This window comes from Micromonospora sp. NPDC051141, from assembly GCF_044455765.1.
GTDB lineage: Bacteria > Actinomycetota > Actinomycetes > Mycobacteriales > Micromonosporaceae > Micromonospora.
In genome coordinates this window covers 272,277-290,844 of the sequence record NZ_JBITFD010000002.1, presented here as the reverse complement: position 1 = coordinate 290,844, position 18,568 = coordinate 272,277, and the positions used below count along the sequence as shown (strand labels likewise).

Sequence of the window (18,568 nt, the reverse complement as noted above, 5' to 3'; positions counted from 1 at the left end):
CCCGGCATCGGCCGGGCGCCGTGCCCGAGCGCGGCCCCCGGCCGCGTCCGGTCAGGCCGCGCCCGGTCAGGCCGGCGTGAGCGGCAGCAGCACCGTGAACCGGGTGTCGCCGGGCTCCGATCGGACCCGGATATCGCCGTGGTGCTTGTTGACCACGATCCGGTACGAGATGTCCAACCCGAGACCGGTGCCCTCGCCGACCGCCTTGGTGGTGAAGAACGGCTCGAAGATGCGCGGCCGGACCGCCGGCGGGATACCCGGACCGGTGTCGGCGATCTCCACGGTCAGCCGGTCGTCGGTGCGGCCGGTACGCACCGTCAACGTGCCGTCGCCGGCCATCGCGCCCAGCGCGTTGTCGATGAGGTTCGTCCAGACCTGGTTGAGTTCGGCCGCGTACGCCGACACCGTGGGTAGACTCCGGTCGTACTCCCGGACCACCCGGACGCCGGCCGGGATCTTCGCCTGGAGCATCACCAGCGTGGCGTCGAGCAGCTCGTGCACGTCCACCGTCTGGAAGGGCGCGCGGTCGAGCTGGGAATACTGCTTCGCGGCGCCGACCAGCCCGGACACCCGGGTGACCGCGTCGTCGATCTCGCCCATCAGCAGCTCGGTGTCGATGGTGTAGGTGATCCAGTGCACCGCCGACTCCAGGTCGTCGCCGCCGACCGCGGCGTCGACCTGAGCCAGCCAGCCGGTGTCGAGGCCGCCGGCCACCAGCGTCGGGGCCAGCTCCCAGGCCCCGCGTACGCCGTGCTCGTCGAGCCAGTCGGCCAGCTCGTCCTCGGCGTCGCTGGCCGCCAGCGGCGACAGCGTGGGCGCGGCGGCAGCCCGCTTGACCGCCTCCTCCTGCAACGCGACCAGGTCGTGCAGACGCCGACCGTCGAGCCGACCATCCGCGATCATGGCGAGCTTGTGCCGCATCTTCGCCACCCGGCCGCGCAGCGCCGACGTGGCCCGCACCGCCGCCGCCGCCGGATTGTTCAGCTCGTGGGTGAGCCCGGCGGAGAGCGCGCCGAGCGCCAGCAGCCGCTCCCGCTCACCGACGATGGTCTGCGTGTTGCGCATCCCGATGAACAGCCCTTCCAGCAGGTGGGTGGCCATCGGGAACCAGCCGCGCATGGCGTCCGCGATGATCGCCGCCGGCAGCGCGAACACCGCGCAGTCGGTGACCGCGCGCAGGCTGTTGCGGTAGCGCTGCTCGGCCGGGTCGCCGACGTACGCCTGCATGGCGCCGCCGTAGACGCCGCGCTGGCTGGTGCGGCTCACCTCCACCTCGTCGCCCTGGACCCGCTGGTGCATCGCCACGGTGCCGTCCAGCAGCACGTAGAAGCAGCTCGCCGGCTCGCCCTCGACGTAGACCGCCTCGCCGGCGCGACGCCGCTCCACCCGGCCGTGCTCGGCCAGGTGGGCGAGCTGCTCCGGGGTCAGCGACTCGAACAGGAACAGCCCGCGAAGCTCGTCCGTGGTGAGCCGATCCGTACTCATTGCGCCTCCAGATACCGGTGCACCAGGGAGACCGCCATCGCGCCCTCCCCCACCGCCGACGCGACCCGCTTCACCGACTCGGCCCGCACGTCCCCGGCGGCGAACACGCCCGGCATGCTGGACTCCAGGTGGTAGGGGTCGCGCGGCAGGGACCAGCCGGCCGGCCGGTGGCCGCCCCGGGTGAGGTCCGGCCCGGTCAGCACGAAGCCCCGACGGTCCCGGGCCACCGCGCCGTCGAGCCAGTCGGTGTGCGGCTCCGCGCCGATGAAGACGAACAGCCACGAGGTGTCCGCGTCCCGGGTCTCGCCGGTGCGCATGTCCCGCAGCGTCACCCGTTCCAGGTGCTCCTGCCCGGCGCCGCCGACCACCTCGGTGCACGGGTGCACCTCGATGGCGTCGATCCGGGCGATCTGGTCGATCAGGTAGCTGGACATCGACCGGGAGAGGTCGTCGCCGCGAATGAGCAGGTGCACCCGCCGGGCGTACCGGGAGAAGTGCACCGCGGCCTGGCCGGCCGAGTTCGCCCCGCCGACGATGTAGACGTCCTCCCCGGCGCAGCTCGGCGCCTCGCTCGCCACCGAGCCGTAGAAGCAGCCGCGCCCGGTCAGCTCGGCCAGCCCGGGTGCCGGCAGCATCCGGTAGGAGACGCCGGTGGCCAGCACCACGGTGTGCGCGGCGACGCTGCTGCCGTCGCTGAACCGCAGCACCCGCGCGCCACCCGCGTTCTCCAGCGACACCACCTCCCGCGCGCTCAGCAGCTCCGCGCCGAACCGCAGCGCCTGCCGGCGGGCCCGGTCGGTGAGCTGGGCGCCGGAGACGCCGTCCGGAAAGCCGAGGTAGTTCTCGATCCGGCTGCTCTGCCCGGCCTGCCCGCCGGTCGCCCGCCGCTCGATCAGCACGGTCCGCAACCCCTCCGAGGCGCCGTAGACCGCCGCGCCCAGCCCGGCCGGGCCGGCGCCGACCACCACCAGGTCGTAGAACTCGGCGGCCGGCGTGGTGGCGAGGCCGACCCGCGCGGCCAGGTCGGCCGTCGTCGGCCGCACCAGCGACGTGCCGTCCGCGGTCACCACCAGGGGTACGTCGGCAGCGGTCACGCCCGCGGCGCTGAGCAGCCCGGCGCCCTCCGGCTCGTCGGCGAGCACCCAGCGGAACGGCACCAGGTTGCGGGCCAGGAAGTCACGCGCCGTGAACGACGGCGCCGACCAGCGGTGCCCGACCACGCGCAGCTCGGGCGTGGTCGTGGCGCCCTCGGCGGTCCACGACGCCAGGAGCTGGTCCAGCACCGGGTAGAGCTTCTCCTCCGGCGGGTGCCACGGCTTGAGCAGGTAGTGGTCGAGGTCCACCACGTTGATCGCGTTGATCGCGGCGTCGGTGTCGGCGTACGCGGTGAGCAGGACCCGGCGCGCGGCGGGGAACAGGTCCATCGCCGCTTCGAGGAACTCGATGCCGTTCATCTGCGGCATCCGGTAGTCGGCGAGCAGCACCGCCACCTGCTCGCCGCGCAGCTTCAACTCACGCAGCGCGTCCAACGCCGCCTCGGCGGAGTCGGCCCGGACCACCCGGTAACGGTCGCCGTAGCGACGCCGGATGTCGCGGGCGACCGCCCGGGAGACGGCCGGGTCGTCGTCGACGGTGAGGATCGCGGGGTTGGGCATGCCGTCCATCCAAGCACCCGCCGAGGCCGACCCGCACCACCAGACCGGGTGGCGCCGGCCTCGGCGGGGGCCCGCTACGCCGAGGCCCGCGCGTCACCGCCGTTCCGGACCCCGACGCCGGCCCCGGGTCGACACGAACTGGTACGACATCGCCGCGAACCCGGGATCGCGCAGCAGCCGCCGGAACGCGTCGAGCTGGCCCGGCGACAGCCCGGCGTCGAGCAGTTCCGGTTCGAGCTGGCGGGAGTTCGTGCCGTACAGCGAGATGCCGAGCGAGCCGCCCGCCCAACTCTGCGCGTGGCTGACGGTGTCCACGTCGACCAGGCCGGCGGCGGCCATCTCGGCGTGCGCGTCCTGCGCCCAGGCCAGGTCCGCGCCATGGCTCTGGAGGATGCTCAGCACCGCGTCCGTGACCTGGGCGAAGAGTTTCGCCGCGTCGTCGCTCGGTGCGGTGAGCACCCGCAGCGGCGCGGTGCAGTCGAACTCCTCGACCACCAGCCACCCGCCCGGGGCGAGCGCGTCGGCCAGCGTGCGCAGGACCCGGCGCCGCTCCGGCAGGTGCAGCAGCACCAGCCGGGCGTGGATCACGTCGAACCCGTCCCCCGGCGGCGGCTCGCGGCGCACGTCGTGCCGGCGGACGTCGAGGTTGCCGGCCGGCCGCAGGTGCGTCAGGTCGAGGTCGGTGGCGAGCACCCGGCCGTTCGGGCCGACGGCGGCGGCCATGGCGCGGGCCACCGAGCCGCCGCCGGCGCCGACCTCCCAGCACCGGACGCCGGGGGCGAGCAGCGGCGCGGCGAGCCGGCCGGTGGTGATCGGATCGAGGAAGGCTTCGAGCGCGTGCAGTTGGGGCACCGCGTCGGCGGCGCCGGTGTCGAAGGCGTAGTCGGTCCGGGGGGCGGACCCGGTCTCGGGGACGTCGGTCGGCATCGTTCCTCGTTCCTGTGTTCGCGGTCGGTCGGTGTCACGGGCCCGAGGGCGTGGGCAGCCCGGGCCGGGGCCGGGGAGCCGGTGGCTCCGCGACCGCGGCGACGCTGAGCAGCGCCGCCACCGCGCCCGGGTCGGCCCGGGCCTCGTCGGCCGGCCGGTCGTAGACCACCCGGCCGTACTCCAGCACCGCGACCCGGTCGGCGACCTCGACCGCGTGCCGGATCTGCTGCTCCACCAGGAGCACGGTCAGCCCGGCCCCGGCCAGCGACCGGACCAGGTCGCGGACCCGCAGCGCCAGGTCCGGTGCGAGCCCCTCGCAGGGCTCGTCGAGCAGCAGCACGCGGGGCTGGCCGAGCAGCGCCCGGGCGATCGCCAGCATCTGCTGTTCGCCGCCGGAGAGCTGGTCGCCGCGGTGCCGCAGCCGGTCGGCGAGCCGGGGCAGCAGCTCCAGCACCCGGGCGACCGTCCAGCCCTCGCCGCCCGGCGTCGCCGCCCGCCACGGCGCGGCGGCCAGGACCAGGTGCTCGGCCACGGTCAGCCGGGAGAAGACCCGCCGACCCTGCGGCACCAGCCCCACCCCGGCGCGGGCGATCCGGTGCGGCTGCCGGCCGGTGACCGGTACGCCGCCCAGCTCGATCCGCCCGGCGTGCGGCCGGACCAGCCCGGCCACGCAGTGCACGAGCGTGCTCTTGCCGGCGCCGTTGCGACCCACCACCACCTGCACCGTGCCGGGCCGCACGTCGAGGCTCACCTCGTGCAGCACGGTGCCACCGGCGTAACCGGCGCAGAGCCGGTCGATGCGCAGCATCACGTCACTCCCTCCGCGTACGCCTCCCGGACCGGGCCGGACGCGCGGATCTCGGCGGGCGACCCGGTGGCGAGCGTCCGGCCGTCGCGCAGCACGGTCACCGTGTCGCAGAGCGCGTAGACCAGGTCCAGCCGGTGCTCGACCAGCAGCACCGCGACCGCGCGGGGCAGCCCGCGCAGGAACTCCGCCAGCCAGCCGACCTCCGCCGCGGACAGCCCGGCGGCCGGCTCGTCGAGCAGCAGCAGCCGGGGCCGCCCGGCCAGCGCCACCGCGATCTCCAGTTGCCGGCGCTGTCCGTGGGCGAACTGCCCGGCCGGCGTCGCGGCGAGGTCGCCGAGGCCGACCCGGTCCAGCAGCGCGTCCGCGGTACGCCCGGCCGCCCGCCGCCGCGCCGCCGGCTGCCACCGGCCGGCCCGTCGGGGCAGCGCGGCGACCAGCACGTTCTCCCGGGCGGTCAGCGAGCCCCAGACGGCGGGACGCTGGTGGATCCGGCCGAGGCCGCGCCGGGCCCGGGCGGCCGGCCCGAGCCCTGTGACGTCGTGCCCGCCCAGCCTGATCCGGCCGGCGGCCGGCCGGGTGACGCCGGCCACCACGTCGAGCAGCGTGGTCTTGCCCGCGCCGTTCGGCCCGATCAGCGCGTGCCGCTGCCCGAGCGGCAGCCGCAGGTCGACGCCGTCCAGCGCGGTCAGCGACCCGTACCGCACGGTGACCGCCTCGGCGGTGAGCAGCGGCGTCATGCGCGTACCCCGGTCACCGCGGGTGGCCGGCGGACGTCGCCGGGACGCGCGTCGTCCGGGACGGACGGCGGCCGGGGACGCCCGGCCCGGCGGGTGCGGCGGGCGGTGGGCAGCAGGTGCGCGACCACGACGAAGGCCAGGCCCAGCACCAGCGGCGCCTGCCCGGGCAACGCGCCGAACAGCCAGTCCCGGGCGGCGACCACCAGCACGGCGCCGACCAGCGCGCCGCCGACCGAGGCGGTTCCGCCGACGACCACGCCGAGCAGCAACAGCGCGGAGGTGTCGAACCCGAAGTCGGCCGGCGAGACGTACTGCTGCGCGGTGACCAGCAGCGAGCCGGCGGCGCCGGCGATCGCGCCGGCGGCGACGTGGACGCCGGCCACGTGCGCCGCGACCCGGTGCCCGCTGGCCCGCAGCCGCGCCTCGTCGTCCCGGCCGGCCCGCAGCAGCAGCCCGACCCGGCCGCGCAGCACCAGCAGCACCAGGCCGGCGAGCACCGCCACCACCACCAGCGTGTAGAGGTAGCGGGCCCGGTCGGTGGCCAGCACCGGCAGCCCCCACAGCGGCCGGGTCGCGGCGATGCCGGCGAGACCGTCCGTGCCGCCGGTCACCGACGTCCACCGGCCGGCGACGACCACCGCCAGCTCGCCGACCGCCAGCGTGATCATCAGGAGCACCACCCCGCGGGCCGGGAGCACCAGCGGCAGCGCCACCACGGCCAGCGCCGCCCCCGCCCCGGCCGCGACGAGCAGGTGCACCGGCCCGACGTCGGAGAGCTGGCCGCCGACCACCGCGCCGGCGTACGCGCCGGCCGCGTAGGGCGCGGTCTGGCCGAGCGTGGGCAGCCCGGCCACGCCGGTCAGCAGCGCGACGCTCACCGCGACCAGGCCCAACGCCAGCGTGCGGGCCAGCAACGCCACGGTGTAGTCGTCCACCGTCCAGGGCGCGGCGACCAGGCCGACCAACACCGCCGCGGCGACGGCCACGCGCAGCGCCCGCACGGCCCGCTCCCGCACGTCGTCCACCGCGCGCCGCCCGGACCGCGTGGTCACCCGCAACGCCCGCACGGCCCGGTCCCTCATGTCGCCCTCCGGGCGGTGGCCAGGCCGCGCGCCCGGACCGCGAGCACCACCGCCATGGCGGCGAAGAGCAGGAACGGGGCGGCCGACGGGACGAGCGCCACGCCGAGCGTCTGGATCTGGCCCACCGCCAGCGCCGCGAGCAGCGTGCCGGTCATCGAGCCGAGGCCACCGAGCACCACCACGACCAGGGAGAGCAGCAGCACCGCGTCGGCGGTGCCCGGCCCCGGCCCGATGATCGGCGCGCCGAGCACGCCGGCGGCCCCGGCCAGCGCGCCGGCCGCGGCCAGCACGCCGACCCGCACCACGGCCGGGCTCACCCCGAGCATGGCGACCATCTCGGCGTCGTCGACCGCGGCCCGCACCAGCATGCCGGCCCGGGTGCGACGCACCACCAGGTGCAGCAGGCCGGCGAGCACCGCGGCCACCAGGATGAAGACCAGCCGGTACGCGGCGTAGCGGTGCCCCGCCACCGCCACCGACCCGTCCAGCGCGGCCGGTACCCGGACCGGCGGGTCGTCCGGGCCGAACGCGGCCACCAGCAGGCTGCCGCCGGCCAGCGCGACGCCGAAGGTGACGAGCGCCTGGGTGAGGTGCCCGGCCGCCGCGACGCGGGTGAGCAGCACCGCGACCAGCGCGCCGGCGGCGGTGGCGGCGAGCACGCCGACCGCCAGCGCGAGCGCCAGGCTGGCCCAGCCGCCGTCCAGCAACGCGGCGGCGGTGTAGCCGCCGATCGCGAACAACGTGCCGTGGGCCAGGTTCAGGATGCCGGCCACGCCGAAGCAGAGCACCAGCCCGGATGCGGCGACGAACACCAGCAGCCCGTAGGCGACCCCGTCCACGGCCGGGACGACGTACGGGTCGACCGGCACGTCTCAACCGCCCACGGTGGCGAGGTCGCCGACCACGGTGTTGGACAGCGCCCGGCCGTCGGGGCGGACCTGACGCAGGTACCACTTCTGCACCGGGGCGTGGGTGGTCGGCGAGAACTGCCAGGTGCCGCGCGGGCTGGCGATCTGCCCGAGCTGACCGATGGCCGCGTTGATCCGGTCCGGGGTGGCGTCGTCGCCGGCCGCCGCGATCGCCCGGTCCAGCACCGCCGCCGCGTCGTAGGAGGCCATCGCGTACGTGGTCGGGGAGCCGTCGTGCTCGGCCTTCCAGGCGGCCACGAAGGCCCGGTTCTCCGCGTTGTCCAGGTCCGGTGAGTAGTTCAGCACCGAGTAGATGTCCCGCGCGGCGTCGCCCTGCGCGTCGAGCACACCGCCCTCGGTCAGGAAGCCGGCGGCGTAGAGCGGCACGTCCCTGATCTCCGAGCGGGCGTACTGCTTGACGAAGTCGACGGCGGCGCTGCCGGCGTAGAACGTGTAGACCGCGTCCGCGCCGGACGCCTTGATCCGGGCGAAGTACGGGGTGAAGTTGGTGGTCGCCGGGAACGGCGTGAACGTGGTCTTGCCGTCCGGGTTGGCCAGCTTCCCGCCGGCCTTGGCGTACGCCTCGGTGAAGCCCCGCAGCTCGTCCCAGCCGCCCTGGTAGTCCGGGCCGATCGCGTAGACGCTGCCCTTGACGTCCTCGCGCACGTGCGCCGCGATCGCCTCGCCGGGCTCGTCGGAGAGGTAGGAGGTGTGCCAGACCCGGGACACGTCCTTGAGTTCCGGCCGCCCGTTGGAGCCGACGAACGGCACCTTCGTCTCGGTGAGCAGCGGTTGGACCGCGGCCACCGAGCCGCCGCCGACGATGCCGGTGAGCGCCACCACCCGGTCCTGTTTGAGCAGCTTGGTGGCGGCGGGCACGGCGGTGGCCGCGCCGTTGCCCTCGTCCGCGACGACCAGCTCGACCGTCCGCCCGCCGAGCTTGCCGTCGTGGCCGGACAGGTAGAGCTGGAAACCGTCGCGGATGTCCTTGCCGACCGACTGGTAGGTGCCGGAGAGCGACGCGAGCAGGCCGATCTTGACGGTGCCGCCGGGGCCGGCGGCCGGGCCGTCGTCGGCGCAGGCGGGCGCCGCGAGCAGGACGAACGCGAGCAGCGCCGCGGTGCGGGCACGGCGGCGCCGGGTCAGGGTCAGGGACATGCTGTCTCTCCTGGTGTCAGGGGTGCGGAGTCCGGCGGGAGGCCGGCGGTCAGCGGCTGCGGCTCAGGGCCGCGCGGGCCGCGGGGGTGAGCGCGTCGCCGATGCGGTTCGCCAACTCGGCCATCTCGTAGGAGACCTTGCCGACGTCGCACCGCGGATCGGCGAGCACGAGCAGGGAGGCGCCGTCGTTGAACGCCATGGAGAACATGAAGCCGCCCTCCAGCTGGGTGACGTTGGAGATCACCGCGCCGGCGTCGAAGAACGCCGCCGCGCCGCGCAGCAGGCTGACCAGCCCGCTGCCGGTGGCCGCCAACTGGTCGGCCCGATCCGGCGGGAGGCCGCGGGTGGCGGCCACCATCAGACCGTCGCTGGAGATGGCGATCGCGTGGGTGACCTCGGCGGCGCGCTCGGCGAACGCGTCCAGCAGCCAGCCGAGATCCTGGTGGTCGGTCACGTGCACTCCCTGTCGGGTCAGTTGGTGATCAGGTTGGTCCGGCGGCCGGCGACCCCACGGGCGTACGCCGCCATGGCGGTGGCCACCCGCGCCGGGTCCCGGTGCTCGGTGGCCTGCCGGGGCGCCGGGACACCGCCGGGCACCAGGTGTTCCTGCGGCTGCCGGCGCGGCAGCCCGGACGTGGTGGTGCCGGCGACCCGGGGCTCGTCGGCGCGCGCCGCGGTGCGCCAGGCGTCGTCCGCCGGGCCGGCCCAGGACGCGTCGTCGCCCGGCCGGTCGGCCTGGAACCAGTGGTTGACCTGGTCGAAGATGATCAGCTCCTCGGTGGGGGCGTCGGCGGTGGCCGACGACGCCGGCTGGAACACCGGAGCGACCGGGAGCGCCCGGTCGGCGGCCGGGCCACCGGCCCAGGGCTGCGGGGCGGGCCGCGCACCGGCGGGCACGACGGCGGGCCGCGGACCAGCGGGCACGACGGTGGCCGGCACGACCGGGGACGCGACCGTGGCGCGGGCCGCCCGGCGCGACGGTCGCTCGGGGGTGAGCAGGAACTCCTCGGGCGGCAGCGGCCGGAGCAGCGCGGCCGGCAGGGTCACCTCGGCGATGGTGCCGCGCCGCGGACCGGACCGGAGCTGCACGGCGGCGCCCAGCCGGGTGGCGAGCTGCCCCACCACGACCAGTCCCATCGCCCGCACGGTGGCCACGTCGATCGCGGGCGGCTGGGCGAGCAGGTCGTTGAGCTGCTGCCGCCGGTGCGGGGGCAGGCCGACGCCCTCGTCGCTGATCTGCACGATCACCCGGTCGCCGAGGCTCCGACCGGTCACCCACGCCTCGGTCGCCGGCGGTGAGTAGCCGGTGGCGTTCTCCATCAACTCGGCCAGCAGGTGCACCACCTCGTCGACCGACTCGGCGGCCACCGCGACGTCGCCGTCGACCAGGCCGAGACGGATGCGGGCGTAGTGCTCGATCTGGCTCTGCGCGGCCTGGAGCACCTGCGGCAGCGGCACGTCGTGGTGGCGGACCCGGCCGACGCCCACCCCGCCCAGCACGAGCAGGCTGGCGTTGATCCGGCCCATCCGGGTGGCGAGGTTGTCCAGCGCGTAGAGCTGGTGCAGCCGGTCCGGGTCGGTCTCGTCCCGCTCGACGCGGTCCACCTGGGCCAGCACGGCGTCGACCAGACGCTGTTCCCGCCGGCTCAGGTGGATGAAGATCTCCGCCGTGTTGGCCCGCATCACGGCCTGCTCCGCGGCGGTCCGCACGGCGGCCCGGTGCACCGCGTTGAACGCCTGCCCGACCTCACCGATCTCGTCGTCGCCGGAGACCTCCAGCGCGTCGACGGCCTGGCGACGGGCCAGGTCGTCCGGGTCGACCGAGGCGCTGTCCGGCTCCTGGAGCCGGGCCACCACCTGGGGCAGCCGCTCGAACGCGACCGCGTTGGCCGCGTCCCGCAGCCGGCGCAGCCGCCGGGTGATCTGGCGGGCCACCGCCCAGGTGACAAACGCGGTCAGCAGCAGTGCCAGCAGGGCCGCCGCCGCCTCCACCACGGTCCGGCGGCGCTGGTCCGCGTGCGCGGCCCGGATGTCGTCGAGCACCGCCCCGTCGACCCGTAGGCGCAGCTCGGCCAGGCGGACCGCCCACTGCTGGGTGGCGGTGAGCCAGGTGCCGAGGTCCAGTTCGAGGCGGTCGCCGACCGCCGTCCGGGCCACCTGGTCGAGGAGCCGTTGCAGCCGCAGCGCGTTCTCGCCGCTGCCGGCCTGCTCCCACCAGCCCTGCCAGGCCGGCCGGGCGAGCGCCTGGAAGGCCAGCGACGCCTCGGTGACGCCGGTCCGGGCGGCGGTGATGTCCTGCTGGAGCGCGGGGGTGAGCTGGCCGGCGGTGACCGCGCGCAGCACGGCCACCTGCTGCTGGCCGACCGCCTCGGCCACTGTGGACAGCGCGGCGGAGGCGCGGATGCCGTCCGCGATCCGCGGCTCGACCACGCCGAGCGTGACGCTCTCCCGGAGACCGAGCAGGTCGGCGATGACGATGCGGTAGCTGAACGTCATCGCCGAGACCGAGGCGCGTTCGGCGGTGCGGACCTGCGCGCGCAGCGGGGCGAGGTTGGCCAGCGCCGCGTCGATCCGCGGCAGGACGGCCTGTTCGGCGGCGGCGCCGACGGGCACCCGGGCCCGCTGCCGGCGGTATCCGGCGACCGCCGCGTCGGTGGCGGTGGTGGCGTCCGCGAACGCGTCCTGCTGGTCGGGGGCGCCCCGGGTGAGCAGGTCGGCGGCGACGATCCGCTCGTACTGCAACCGGTGGGCCAGGCCACCCGCCTCGGCGCCGAGTTGGGCGAGCTGGCCGAGATCGCTGGCGCGGGCGGTCTGTCGGGCGCTCTCGGTCAGCGCCAGCCCGGCGAAACCCATCACGGCGACGAGCGGGGCCGCCACGATGAGACGCATCCGGCCGCCGATGCGCCACCGACGGCGGCGGGGCGGGTAGGGTCGGGCCGCGTGGGACCTCGTGCTCGACGCCACTGCTGACTCCCCGCGCTGATCGGCAAACTTCTATCTGCACTTGCGGATTGCACGTCTCATTCCGCCGGAAGCCACGCGCCGAGGCCAGACCCGACCGTGGTACAAACAGGCCGTACCAGCATCTGTACCCAGAGTTGGCGACGCCGACGGCACACCCGGACCGAGGTATCGACCCCGGTCAGTGCCGGTTGGCCGCCGACGGCGGCGGGCCCTCCGGTTCGGGCTGTGCGAGCACCTGACCGATCAGTTCCCGCAGCTCGTCGATCGCCGCCACCACCGCCTGCGGATCGCGCGGATCACGCCGCGCGGCCGGTGAACCGGCCGGCTCCACCTCGCCGAGCCGGGGCCCCCGTCGACCGTCCGCCGCCAACTGCTCGGCGGCGACCTGCGGCCACAGCTCGGCGAGCCGCCCGCCGGTGGCGAGCACCTCGTCGCACCGGACGGCGAACTCCTGGCTGCCGAACCGCCGGCCGGACTCGACCGCGGCGACCGTCTCCCGACTGAACCGCACCCGCTCGGCCAGCGCCCGCTGGGTCAGGCCACGCCGGGTCCGCCAGCGGCGCAGCTCGGCACGGAACTGGCGGCTGGCGGCGGAGGGAGCGGCGCTCGACGCGGGCGTGCGATCCATGTGCTCACCTTCGCGACGCCGGACCGGCATCGGCAGCAGATCGAGGACGGGCGATGACTGGGCGTTCGCAGGGGGTCATTCTTAACCCACCGGCGTACGGGTGTGAAGACGTGACTCCGCTGCGTGTCCGCCGACGCCGCCCGGTCACGCCACCGGCCGCGCGACCGGACGGCGCTCGGTCGGCACCGGCGGCGCGACGGTCACCGGCAGCCCGCGGTGCGCGCGGAACGCCAGGTTGGGCCGGAAGACGCGGGGATGCCCCGGGGCCGGCCGCAGGTCCGGCAGGGCCGCGGCGAGACGGGTGAGCGCGGTGCCCGCCTCCAGCCGGGCCAACGCCGCGCCGATGCAGAAATGCGGGCCGTGACCGAACGAGAGGTGGTCGTGCGCGTCCGGCCGGTCCGGGTCGAACCGGTCCGGGTGATCGAACACCGCCGGGTCGCGGTTGGCGGCGCCGATCAGCAACAGGCAGCGCGCCCCGGCCGGGATGTCCACGCCGCCGAGCGTGACCGGTTGGTTGGTCACCCGCAGCCAGCCGTCGATGGCGGGCGCGAAGCGCAGCGTCTCGGTGACGAACGCCGGGACCCGCTCCGGACGCTCGGCGAGCGACCGCCACCGGCCCGGCTCGGACAGCGCCCGGTCGACCGCGTGGGCGAGCAGCCCGGCCGTGGTCTCGTGCCCGGCCACCAGCAGGTTGAACACGATGCTCGACGCCTCGGCGACGGTCAGCACCTCGTCGTCGCCGCCCCGGTACGCCAGCAGCTCGGCGACGTAGTCGTCACCGCCGCCGTCCAGCCGCCGCCGCACCAGGTCCTGGCAGTAGTGCCAGAACTCCAACAGCCCGCCGGCCAGCCGGACCTGCTCGGCCGGGTCGGGGCTGCCCCAGATCAGGGCGATCTGCCCGTCCGCCCAGGCCCGGATGCGCGGCACGTCGCCCGCCGGCACCCCGAGGATGTCGAGCAGCACCAGCAGCGGCAGCTCGGCGGTGAACGCCGGGACCAGGTCGACCTCGTCGCCGGCCCGGGTGGCCAGCCGCGCCACCAGCTCGTCGACCCGGCGACGCACGATCCGGCCGTAGCGCTGCTCCACCCGTTCCGGGGTGTTGGCGAACGTGACCCGCAGCGCCCGGCGGGTACGGGGGTGCACCGGCGGGTCGGCCGCGGCGGTGGTGGGTGGGGCGTCGATGCCGGCGACCAGGGCGAGCGCCTCGGGGCAGATGTCGTACACCGGGGCGAGCGTGAGCGCGTTGCCGAACGTCCGCGCGTCGGCCAGCGCCCGCCGGACGTCGGCGTGCCGGGTGATGAGCCACAACCCGAGTTCGTCGTCGTGGTGCACGCCGCCGTCGGCGGCCAGCAGGCGGGCCCAGACGCCGGCCGGATCGGTGAGATACGCTCCCGCGAACGGATTCAACCGCATGACCGCCTCCTGCACTACCGGCCGCTTTCCTTACCGTGCGCCACCACACGAACACGCGTCAAGATTTGCCGGCATCAATATATTTCTGCCGCTTTCCCGCAACTTGCGCCCTGCCCCTTGCCCTCCGCACCCCGGGGCCGGGGAGGATGGCGGGATGCGGGCGGTGGTGTTCGAGAAGTTCAACGCGTGGCCCGAGGTGCGGGAAGTGGCCGACCCCGTCCCGGCGCGCGACGGGGTGGTCGTCCGGGTCGGCGCGACCGGGCTGTGCCGCAGCGACTGGCACGGCTGGCGGGGCCACGACCCGGACATCCGGCTCCCGCACGTGCCCGGGCACGAGTTCGCCGGTGTCGTCGCCACGGTCGGCGCCGACGTACGCGGCTGGCGGCCGGGCGACCGGGTCACCGCGCCGTTCGTCTGCGCCTGCGGGCGGTGCCCCACCTGCCTCGTCGGCGACCAGCAGGTCTGCGAGCGGCAGACCCAGCCGGGCTTCACCGGCTGGGGCTCGTTCGCGGAGTACGTGGCGGTGCGGCACGCCGACGTCAACCTGGTCCGACTGCCGGACGAGGTGGACGACGGGACCGCCGCCGCGCTCGGCTGCCGGTTCGCCACCGCGTTCCGGGCCGTGGTCGCCCAGGGGCGGGTGGCCGCGGGCGAGTGGGTGGCCGTACACGGGTGCGGCGGGGTGGGCCTGTCCGCCGTGCTGATCGCGGCGGCGAGCGGCGCCCTGGTGGTGGCCGTGGACGTCGCGCCCGCCGCGCTGGCGCTGGCCCGGCGCAGCGGCGCGGCGGTCTGCCTGGACGGGTCCGCGCTCGGCGGACCCGGCGAGGTGGCCGCCGCGGTCCGCGACGCGACCGGCGGCGGGGCCCACCTCTCGCTCGACGCGCTGGGCAGTCACGCCACCTGCGTCGCCTCGATCGAGAGCCTGCGCCGGCGCGGCCGGCACGTGCAGGTCGGGCTGCTGCCCGCCGCGCAGGGCCGGCCCGCGCTGCCGATGGACCTGGTGATCGCCCACGAGCTGGAGTTGCGGGGCAGCCACGGAATGCCCGCCCACGCCTATCCCGAGTTGCTGCGGCTGGTCACCGCCGGGGTGCTGCGACCCGGCGAGCTGGTCACCGGCGTCCTCGGGCTGGCCGACGCGCCCGCGGCGCTGGCCACCATGGACCGGCCGGCCACCGCCGGGATGCGGCTCGTCCGCCCCTGACGGCGACGGGCCGGCCCGACGTCGGAAGGACCCGACGCGGACCGGCCCGCGGCCGACCGGGATCAGTCGGTGACGGTCACCGAGACGGTACGCACCGGCTGCTGGTACTGCCCGTAGTTGTCCATGCCCCGGATCGTCACCGTGTACGTGCCGGCCGGCACCACCGGCGACGTGTACGCGAAGTTCGACCCCGGCGAACCCGGGCTGGTGAGGAACGCCGCGATCCACGTCCCGGCCCGGCCGAACGTGCCGGCCGCGTTCATGCCCTGCCCGGCGGCATTGGTGATCTGCAACTCCACCTTCTGCATGCCGACGTCGTCGACCGCCCGGCCGGTCACCACGATCCGGCCACCGGTGTAGACCTCGCCCTCGACCGGCGTGATGCTCGGCTCCAGCGTCGGGTCGAGGTCACCGGGGTAGACCAGGTACTTCGCGGTGGCGCCACTTGTCGAGCCGTCCTGCTGGCCGGCCGTGTCCACCGCCCACGCCTCGACGCTGTAGGTGCCCTTCGTGGGCAGGTCGACCGGGAGCGTGAACGCGGTGCTGGTGGCGTTCGGGGCGGCGAGCGTCGCGTCGAGCGTGGCGAACGCCGCGGCCATCGTGCCGTTCGGCTGGACGTACCGGCCGGTGTCCAGGTCGCGCAGCGCCACCCGGACGGCCTGCACGCCCTTGTCGTCGGTCGCCGTGCCGGCCAGGTCGAGGTGCAGCCGGTCGACGTTCTGGTCCGTCCCGGTGAAGCTGAGCAGCCCGTTCGGGAAGGCGTCGCCGGGCACCTGCGCGGTGACGGTGAGCCGGCCCAGGTTGGTGTTGGACGTGGTCAGGCCGAGCCTGTCGGTGGCGCGTACCCGGAAGTCGTAGACGCCCGGGGTGAGCGGAACCGTGGTGAAGGACCAGTCGAACGTGGCGGCGTCGAGGTTGGTCGGGGAGATCCGGTGGTACGCGGCGACCGAGTCGGCGCCCCAGGTGCCGTCCGCCGCCAGCGCCTCGCGGGTGGTGTTGTTGCGCAGGTAGATCTCGACCGACTTCAGCGCGTCCTCGTCGGCCGCGGTGCCGGCGAACGTGACGGTGGCGCCGGGCGCCACGGTCACCGGCGCGGCGGCGGTGGGCGGGGTCATCGCCACCGGCGCGGTGATCGCCACGGTCGGCGGGACACCGGTCGCCGAGACGGTCCAGTCCCGGGTGTCGCCGCGCAGGTCGCTCTGTCCGGCCGTGTCGACCGCGGTGGCGGTCATCCGCCACTGCCCCTCGGTCGGCAGCGTCACCTCGTACTGCCAGGTGGCGGACGTCGCGCCGAGCACGTCCGGCTCGCCCCGGAACGTGTTGTAGACCGCCGCGACGCTGCCGTCGTCCTGCAGGTACCGGTTGTCCGGCGTGCGGAACGAGTAGATCATCGAGCTGACGCCCTTGTCGTCGGTCGCGGTGCCGGTGGCGACGAAGCTCTGGGTGGCGATCAGGCCGGCGGTCGGCGCGGTGATCCGGGTGGCCGGCGGCAGGTCGTCGAAGCGGAACGCCTCGATCTTCTTGATCGCCTTGGTGGTGTCGCCGGCCCCGTCGCGGCCGACCGTCTTCGCCTGGATCTGGTAGACGCCGGCCGGCAGCGACACCGGGAGCTTCCAGGTGGTGGACGTGGCGTTCGGCTCGGCGACCGTGGCGTTCAGCGACTTGAACGCACCCCAGGTCGTCAGGTCGGCCTGGAGGTACTGTCCGCTGTTGCGGTCCATGACCTCGACCTGGACCTTGGACACGCCGGCCGGGGCGAGCGCCTGGCCACCCAGGTCGAACGACTCGCCGGCCTGCTTGACCGCGCCTTCGATCGGCGTGGTGATCGTGGTGTCCAGCGCCGACGGCGCCGGCTCCTTGGACAGGTCGAAGAACGCGACCCGACCGGTCGTCTTGCCGCCCTTGACGTTGCCGTCACCGCCGACCAGCAGGCCGCGCTCGGTGGCCAGCATCGCCTTCTCCCCCTCGTACGAGTTGGAGCCGGGGTTCCACTCCAGCGCGGTGCCGGTGAGCGGGTCCAGCGCGCCGAGGTGGTCGCGGCGGACCACCTGGTCGCCGAGGCCGTAGCCGCTCAGGCCCTGGCCGGTGCCGTAGCCGACGTTGTCCAGGCCGGGCCACGGCACGTTCGAGGTGGGCGACTCCTGCCAGCTGAAGTGACCGCCGACGTAGACGGCGGTGTCGGTGATCGCGACCGAGTAGATGCTGTCGAAGTGCCGGGAGATCCAGAGCGGCTCGACGTGGTCGTTTCCGGTCAGCGAGTACGCGATGGCGGTGTCGTTGATCGGCGGCCGGTCGCCGCCCGAACCGCTGGTGACCACGAAGTACGAGTCGTCCGGCGCGATGTCACCGGCGAAGACGCGCTGGATGCCGCCGACGAAGGAGAGGTTGTCCTCCCACAGCCGGGTCCGCCACGGCAGCAGCGCCTTGCTGGCCGTACCGATCAGGGCCACGCCGTAGCGGTCCTGCCCGGCGATCTGGCGGCCGGTGTGCACGACCAGCAGCTTGCTGCGGTCGTGGGTGAGCTTGAGCTGCTGCACGGTGAGCATGCCGCCGACGCCGATGCCACCGGTCACCGGCAGGTTGAACGCGGTGTCCACGGCGCCGGTGGTCGGGTTCAGCGCGGCCAGGCCGCTGCGGGCGACGCCGTTGACGGTGGCGAACTGGCCGCCGACGTAGACGGCGGTGGGGCTCACGGCCAGCGCGGTCGCCCGCGCGTTGGCGGTCGCGGTGAACGCGGCCACCGGCGCGCCGGTGGTCGGGTTGAGCCGGGCGATCTTGCGCTTGGTGACGCCGTTGATCGTGTTGAACGAGCCGGCGATGTAGAGCGACGTGCCGTCCGGCGACGCCTCGACGGCCGCCACCGCGCCGTCGATGGTCGGCTTGAAGCCGGTGTCCACCTTGCCCGTGTCCAGGTTGTACGAGGCCAGCGACTTCTGCGCGATCGCCGTGCCGCCGACGTTCGCGATCGAGGTGAACGTGCCGGCGATGAAGACCCGGTTGCCGATCACCTCGATGTCGGTGATCTCGCCGTTGGTGATCCGCGGCGTGTCGGTGCGGGGCGTGCTCGGCATCAGCCGGGTGTCCCCCGGCGTGACCTGCGCCCTGGTGGCGACCGTCCGGGCGGCGCCGAGCGCGGCGCGACCCCCCGTCGCCTGGGCGCCGGTGCGCCCGGTGACACCGGCGTCGGTGACGGTGACGACGCCGGCCAACGCCGGCACCCCCGCCACCACGACCGCGCCGGCGGCGAGCACCGCTACCGCGCGACTCCAAACTCGCATCGAGACAACTCTCCCTGTCCGCCCGGACGGCGCCCCTCGGGTGGCTCCCGACTTCCCTCCGTCCGCGTGCCGGACGTCACCGTAGGAGGCAAGGGGTGCTCGCGATACGTTGCCGCACCGGTAATCGACCGCTCGTCATCAATTCCGGCCACACGGCGACCCCGCTCCACCGATCGGCTGGCCGCCCGCCTACCGCCCGGACCCCCGTCGCGCCTTTCGGCCCGTCCCGCGCCGTCCGGTCCGTCCACCATGATCGATCTCTAGTCGGCGCGGCGGCGGAGGGCGGGGCGGGGACCGGCGCACGACGGTCGGCGTCACCTGCCG

General features: G+C 75.1%; 14 protein-coding genes. 1 reads left to right on the top strand and 13 read right to left on the bottom strand.

What is annotated here, in order from left to right:
- Positions 1–66: 66 nt before the first annotated feature.
- The 12 genes from ACIA6B_RS03690 to ACIA6B_RS03635 all read right to left on the bottom strand — a co-directional run bounded on the left by ACIA6B_RS03690 (position 67) and on the right by ACIA6B_RS03635 (position 13,765).
- Positions 67–1,485, bottom strand: a complete 1,419-nt coding sequence (locus ACIA6B_RS03690; RefSeq protein WP_396770624.1) for an ATP-binding protein — start codon at positions 1,483–1,485, stop codon at positions 67–69.
- Positions 1,482–3,140 (bottom strand): FAD-dependent oxidoreductase, encoded by a 1,659-nt coding sequence (locus tag ACIA6B_RS03685; protein WP_396770622.1) that lies wholly within the window; start codon positions 3,138–3,140, stop codon positions 1,482–1,484. Before ACIA6B_RS03685 ends, ACIA6B_RS03690 begins: the two co-directional genes overlap by 4 nt.
- Positions 3,141–3,233: 93 nt before the next feature.
- Complete coding sequence (locus ACIA6B_RS03680; protein ID WP_396770620.1) at positions 3,234–4,067, bottom strand: class I SAM-dependent methyltransferase; 834 nt, start codon at positions 4,065–4,067, stop codon at positions 3,234–3,236.
- 34 nt (positions 4,068–4,101) lie between these two features.
- Positions 4,102–4,875, bottom strand: coding sequence for an ABC transporter ATP-binding protein (locus ACIA6B_RS03675; protein WP_396770618.1), 774 nt, complete (start codon positions 4,873–4,875; stop codon positions 4,102–4,104).
- Entirely contained in the window at positions 4,875–5,612 is a 738-nt protein-coding gene (locus ACIA6B_RS03670; protein ID WP_396770616.1) for an ABC transporter ATP-binding protein, read from the bottom strand. Before ACIA6B_RS03670 ends, ACIA6B_RS03675 begins: the two co-directional genes overlap by 1 nt.
- A complete protein-coding gene (locus ACIA6B_RS03665; RefSeq protein ID WP_396770615.1) occupies positions 5,609–6,694 on the bottom strand; it encodes a branched-chain amino acid ABC transporter permease in 1,086 nt (361 codons plus the stop codon). The genes ACIA6B_RS03670 and ACIA6B_RS03665 overlap by 4 nt, the downstream gene beginning before the upstream one ends.
- The gene (locus ACIA6B_RS03660) at positions 6,691–7,563 is read right to left on the bottom strand and encodes a branched-chain amino acid ABC transporter permease (RefSeq protein WP_396770613.1); all 873 of its coding nucleotides are present in this window, start codon (positions 7,561–7,563) and stop codon (positions 6,691–6,693) included. The genes ACIA6B_RS03665 and ACIA6B_RS03660 overlap by 4 nt, the downstream gene beginning before the upstream one ends.
- 3 nt (positions 7,564–7,566) lie before the next feature.
- Positions 7,567–8,760, bottom strand: coding sequence for an ABC transporter substrate-binding protein (locus ACIA6B_RS03655; RefSeq protein WP_396770611.1), 1,194 nt, complete (start codon positions 8,758–8,760; stop codon positions 7,567–7,569).
- Between the two features lie 49 nt (positions 8,761–8,809).
- Entirely contained in the window at positions 8,810–9,214 is a 405-nt protein-coding gene (locus ACIA6B_RS03650) for a roadblock/LC7 domain-containing protein (protein ID WP_107156703.1), read from the bottom strand.
- A 17-nt stretch (positions 9,215–9,231) separates the two neighbouring features.
- Entirely contained in the window at positions 9,232–11,649 is a 2,418-nt protein-coding gene (locus ACIA6B_RS03645) for a nitrate- and nitrite sensing domain-containing protein (RefSeq protein ID WP_396770609.1), read from the bottom strand.
- Between the two features lie 253 nt (positions 11,650–11,902).
- Positions 11,903–12,352, bottom strand: a complete 450-nt coding sequence (locus ACIA6B_RS03640; protein ID WP_396770607.1) for a helix-turn-helix transcriptional regulator — start codon at positions 12,350–12,352, stop codon at positions 11,903–11,905.
- Between the two features lie 144 nt (positions 12,353–12,496).
- A complete protein-coding gene (locus ACIA6B_RS03635; protein WP_396770605.1) occupies positions 12,497–13,765 on the bottom strand; it encodes a cytochrome P450 in 1,269 nt (422 codons plus the stop codon).
- 154 nt (positions 13,766–13,919) lie between these two features.
- Between ACIA6B_RS03635 and ACIA6B_RS03630 the strand changes: the two genes are divergently transcribed.
- Positions 13,920–14,966 (top strand): zinc-dependent alcohol dehydrogenase family protein, encoded by a 1,047-nt coding sequence (locus ACIA6B_RS03630; protein ID WP_396770603.1) that lies wholly within the window; start codon positions 13,920–13,922, stop codon positions 14,964–14,966.
- Between the two features lie 62 nt (positions 14,967–15,028).
- Here the strand turns inward: ACIA6B_RS03630 and ACIA6B_RS03625 are convergent, their stop codons facing one another.
- On the bottom strand, positions 15,029–18,244 hold the full coding sequence (locus ACIA6B_RS03625) for a hypothetical protein (protein ID WP_396770600.1): 3,216 nt from the start codon (positions 18,242–18,244) through the stop codon (positions 15,029–15,031).
- Positions 18,245–18,568: the final 324 nt, after the last annotated feature.